The following is a 4,274-nucleotide window of genomic DNA, read 5'->3' as shown; positions in this document are numbered from 1 at the left end:
CGCGAATTCCCGGCGCCCAGCCAAGGCGGGGAAGCGACCCCGGCCAGCTGGAGAAGTTTCTTGCTCAGGATCTTGTTCGAGGTGACGAATGTCGCCTCCTGGTTGTTGCCGGTGTAAGGCAGGCCCAGGTGATCGAGCAGCGATGGCGCCAGGTGGATCAGCTGGCCGTTGCCTTCGAGCGATTCCACCAGGTTGAACACGAAAAGCGGGTTGATCTTTTTGATGGCGCGGATGTTCTTGGCGAAATCCAGCGAGAAGGGGACGGTCACCGGCTGGTAGCCCAGTTCGGACAAGGACTTGAAAACCTCATCGGCCTGGACCAGCACGTCCAGCTCGTCCTTGGGCGAATCGGCGCTGACCTGGTTGTGCAGGATGACGACTTTTCTCTTTCTCATGAGCGGATCCTCGCGATAGCGGAAGCCATGATGCGCTCCATCAATGTCTGGAAAGATATTCCCACCAGACCGCAAATGATCGGCAAATCCGAATGCTCGGGATGCAGGCCGGCCAGGGGATTGACTTCAAGGAAATTAACCGCGCCATTGCCGTCCATCTTGAGGTCGACGCGGCCGGCATCCAGACAGCCCAGGCCGCGCCAGGCCTTCAAGGCGAGCTCGCGGCAGGAAGCGTCCAAGTCGGCGGGAGGAACGAAATACGACATCAGCTCTTCGCTGTTTTCCTTGTTGACATAGGAATAGGCGTTGGCCTGCGCCCCGGGCTTCAGGATCACCTCCATGGTGCCGATCGCTTCGGCCGCGGCGCCGCTGCCGACCATGCCGACGGTGAATTCGCGCCCCGAGAGGAATGTTTCCACCAGCACCGGCTGCTTGAACTTTTCCAGCAGTTTGCGGCACACCACTGCCAGATCGGCTTGCGTGTCGATTTTGGAGGTGGGGTCGATGCCCAGGCTCGTTCCCTCGGCCAGCGGTTTGGCAAAAAGCGGGAAAGGCAGGTCGACGGCGGCGATGTCCGCCGGCGTCGTCACCACCGCGAAATCGGGGGTGGGCACGCCCATCGTCCGCACCACCCTTTTGGTCATGGCCTTGTCAAGGGTCAAGGCGAGAATCAGCGGGCCGGAAAACGTGTAGGGGATCTGGTAGGCGTCGAGCAGGGCGGGAACCTGGGCTTCGCGGCCCGTGCCGAACATGCCTTCACAGACGTTGAAGACCAGGTCCCAGCGCTCGCCCGCGGCCAGCTTTTGCACCAGGCTGCGGACATGGCCGATGCGCCGCGTCTGGTGCCCCAAGCGCGTCAGCGCCTGCTCGATGGCATCAATGGTGCTGGGACGGTCGAATTCGGCGGTCTGCTCCTCGCTGAAGCCGGCGTCCAGGTAATCCTGGCGCAAATCGTAAGTCATGCCGACGATCATCAGGTCCTCACTTTCATGGAATCGCCATGATTCTATGCCAGCAGAAATGAAATTGCAAGAAGAAAGCGCGGTTGGCTGGTATTCCTGAGGCTACTCGCCGGCTGGCGCGGCGCCGCCCGCGTCGTCGGGATAGCGGTAGATGTTGCCTTGATAGTTTCTCAGCAGCACGTCGCTGTCCTGGCGCCCCTGGTAGTAATCGGGGAGCAGCGGAATCTTGCCGCCGCCCTTGGGAGCGTCGATGACGTAGTGCGGAACCGCGTAACCGCTGGTATGGCCGCGCAGCCCTTCGATGATCTCCAACCCCTTTTCCACCGGCGTGCGGAAATGGGAAGAGCCGAGGATGGGATCGCACTGGTACAGGTAGTAGGGCCTGACCCGTATCTTGAGCAATTCGTGCATCAGTTTCTTCATGGTCGGCACCGAGTCGTTGATGTCCTTGAGCAGGACGGTCTGGCTGCCCAGGGGGATGCCGGCGTCGGCCAGGCGTTCGCAAGCCTGGGCGCTTTCGGGAGTGATCTCGTCGGGGTGGGTGAAATGGATGCTCATCCACAGCGGCCGGAAGCGCTTCAGGATGGCGATCAGCGAATGGGTGATCCGCTGCGGCAGCACGGCCGGCACCTTGGTGCCGATGCGCACGAACTCGACATGGGGAATTTTGCTCAGGCGGCTCAGCAGGTATTCCAGGCTGTCGTCGGGCAGGGTCAGCGGGTCGCCGCCGGAAAGGAGCACGTCGCGCACATTCGGATTCAGCTCGATGTACGTCAGGGCCCGGTCCCACTGGTCGCGGTTCAGGTGGCGCTTGTTGTGGTCGCCCACCAGGCGCGAACGCGTGCAGTAGCGGCAGTAGCTCGAGCAGAAACCGGTGACCAGGAAAAGGACGCGGTCGGGGTAACGGTGCACCAGCCCCGGCACGCGGCTGTGGGTGTCCTCGCCCAGCGGGTCGGCGGCCTCGCCCGGGGAGATCAGGTGCTCGGCGGTGATCGGCACCACACTGCGGCGCAGGGGTTGCATGGGATTGACCGGGTCGAGCAGGCTGGCGTAATACGGCGTGAGGCGCAGCGGCAGGTTGCCGCTCTGGACGTTCATGGCCCGCGTTTCCTCGTCGGACAGCTGCAGCACCTGCTGCAGCGCCTGGGCGCTGGTGATGCTGTTGCGCAGCTGCCACTCCCAGTCGTTCCAATCGGCCCTGCTGACCAGCGGGAAATATTTGCGCAGAAACTGCAGCGAGCGGATTCCGATCTTGTGAAATGTCTTGTCGAGTTTTGGGGGAGGAAATTGGATTAACTCGGGGAACAACAGCGCAAGGGCGCTACTGTTGCTGTCCTCCAGCAGCGCACTGCTTGGAGGCTCAGCCTCCTCGCTGGGACTTTCTGCTTCCTTGACCACGAACGCGTGATTCGCTTTTTTCAATTTCTGCCTCCCATGGCAGCTTGAATATAATGAATTTCTTTTATCATGTCAATAGCATTCGTGAAAATAATAAAAATATTTTCTCAGTCACTGAAAATAGAAATGCCTAATCTCCGATATTTTCGCCGGTGACCAGGAAGACGATGCGTTCGCAGATGTTGGTCACACGGTCGGCAATGCGCTCCAGGTTGTGGCTCACCCAGATCAGGTAAACGGCGCGAGTAATGGTCTCGGGGCCTTCCATCATGAAGGTCAGCAGCTCGCGGAAGATCTGTTCGTACAGAGCGTCCACGTCGTTGTCCATGCCGATGATGGCGCGGGCCATGGCCGCATCCTGGGTGATGAAGGCGGTCAGGCTCCGTCGGATCATGGCGCTGGCTTTTTCGGCCATCAGCAGGATGTCGATCAACGGCTTGAGCAGCGGCTGCTGGTCATGCATGATGACGATGGTGGCGATGCCCTTGGCGTGGTCGGCCATGCGCTCGAGGTTGGTGACCAGGTCCATGAACGAAATGATCTCGCGCAGGTCGCCGGCCACCGGCTGTTGGGTGGCGAACAGCTGGATACAGCGGTTCTCGATTTCCCAGCGCTGCCGGTTGATACGTGCATCATCGGCGATGATGCGCTCGGCCTCGGCCTTGTCGCCGTTTTTCAGCGCCCGGATCGAACGATCGATGGCGGCGATGACCATCTCCCCCATCTGCAGCAATTCCTGCTCCAGTTCACGCAATATGTTATGAAAATGTTCCCGTGCCATATTTTTCCTCTTGGTTAACCGAATCGGCCGGTCATGTAATCCTCGGTTCGCTTTTCACGCGGCTTGGTGAAAATCTCGGTCGTTTGCCCGTATTCGACTAGGATGCCCTCGTAAAGGAAAGCGGTGAAGTCGGAAACGCGGGCCGCCTGCTGCATGTTGTGGGTGACGATGATGATGGTGTAGCGGCCGCGCAGCTCGGCGATCAGGTCCTCGATGCGCGCCGTCGCCCGCGGGTCGAGGGCGGAAGTCGGTTCGTCCATGAGCAGTATTTCGGGATCGACGGCCAGGGCGCGGGCGATGCACAAGCGCTGCTGCTGCCCGCCGGAAAGGCTCAACGCGTTGTCATCCAAACGGTCCTTGACCTCGTCCCAGAGCCCGGCCCGTTTCAGGCTGGTCTCGACGTTCGCCTGGAGCTCGCCCTTGTCCAGCTGGGTGTGCAGGCGCCGGCCGTAGGCGACATTGTTGATGATGGATTTCGGGAACGGGTTTGGCTTCTGGAAGACCATGCCGATGCGCCGGCGCAGGGTGACCACGTCCAGGCGCGGGCTGTAGACCTCCTGGCCATCAAAGAGCAGCTTACCAGAGGTTCGGTTGCCGGGGATGAGGTCGTTCATGCGGTTGATGGAGCGCAGCAGCGTGCTCTTGCCGCAGCCGCTGGGGCCGCTGATGGCTGTCTCCTGGTAGGCGGAACAATCGAGCGTGAACTCCTTCACCGCTTGGTTATCACGGTAAAAGAAG

Annotated in this window: 5 protein-coding genes; all 5 read right to left on the bottom strand. The window is 60.7% G+C overall.

Going from position 1 to position 4,274, the window contains the following annotated elements:
* Positions 1–395: D-alanine--D-alanine ligase (locus NTW95_13285; GenBank protein MCX6558382.1), on the bottom strand; the 395-nt coding region annotated here is incomplete at its 3' end.
* Positions 392–1,369, bottom strand: a complete 978-nt coding sequence (locus NTW95_13280) for a D-alanine--D-alanine ligase (GenBank protein MCX6558381.1) — start codon at positions 1,367–1,369, stop codon at positions 392–394. The genes NTW95_13280 and NTW95_13285, both read right to left, overlap by 4 nt.
* A gap of 90 nt (positions 1,370–1,459) precedes the next feature.
* Positions 1,460–2,779 (bottom strand): KamA family radical SAM protein, encoded by a 1,320-nt coding sequence (locus tag NTW95_13275; protein MCX6558380.1) that lies wholly within the window; start codon positions 2,777–2,779, stop codon positions 1,460–1,462.
* A 106-nt stretch (positions 2,780–2,885) separates the two neighbouring features.
* The gene (gene phoU / locus NTW95_13270) at positions 2,886–3,536 is read right to left on the bottom strand and encodes a phosphate signaling complex protein PhoU (GenBank protein ID MCX6558379.1); all 651 of its coding nucleotides are present in this window, start codon (positions 3,534–3,536) and stop codon (positions 2,886–2,888) included.
* Positions 3,537–3,550: 14 nt separating this feature from the next.
* Positions 3,551–4,274 (bottom strand): phosphate ABC transporter ATP-binding protein PstB (gene pstB, locus NTW95_13265; protein ID MCX6558378.1); only part of this gene is annotated, 724 nt, incomplete at its 5' end.

This window comes from Candidatus Aminicenantes bacterium, from assembly GCA_026393795.1.
Classification (GTDB): domain Bacteria; phylum Acidobacteriota; class Aminicenantia; order UBA2199; family UBA2199; genus UBA2199.
This window is presented reverse-complemented; position numbering and strand designations above follow the sequence as displayed.

Excerpts from the sequence above, each read along its gene's own strand:
- phoU (MCX6558379.1), bottom strand. The coding sequence starts at position 3,536 with ATGGCACGGGAACATTTTCATAACATATTGCGTGAACTGGAGCAGGAA.
- NTW95_13280 (MCX6558381.1), bottom strand. The coding sequence starts at position 1,369 with ATGATCGTCGGCATGACTTACGATTTGCGCCAGGATTACCTGGACGCC.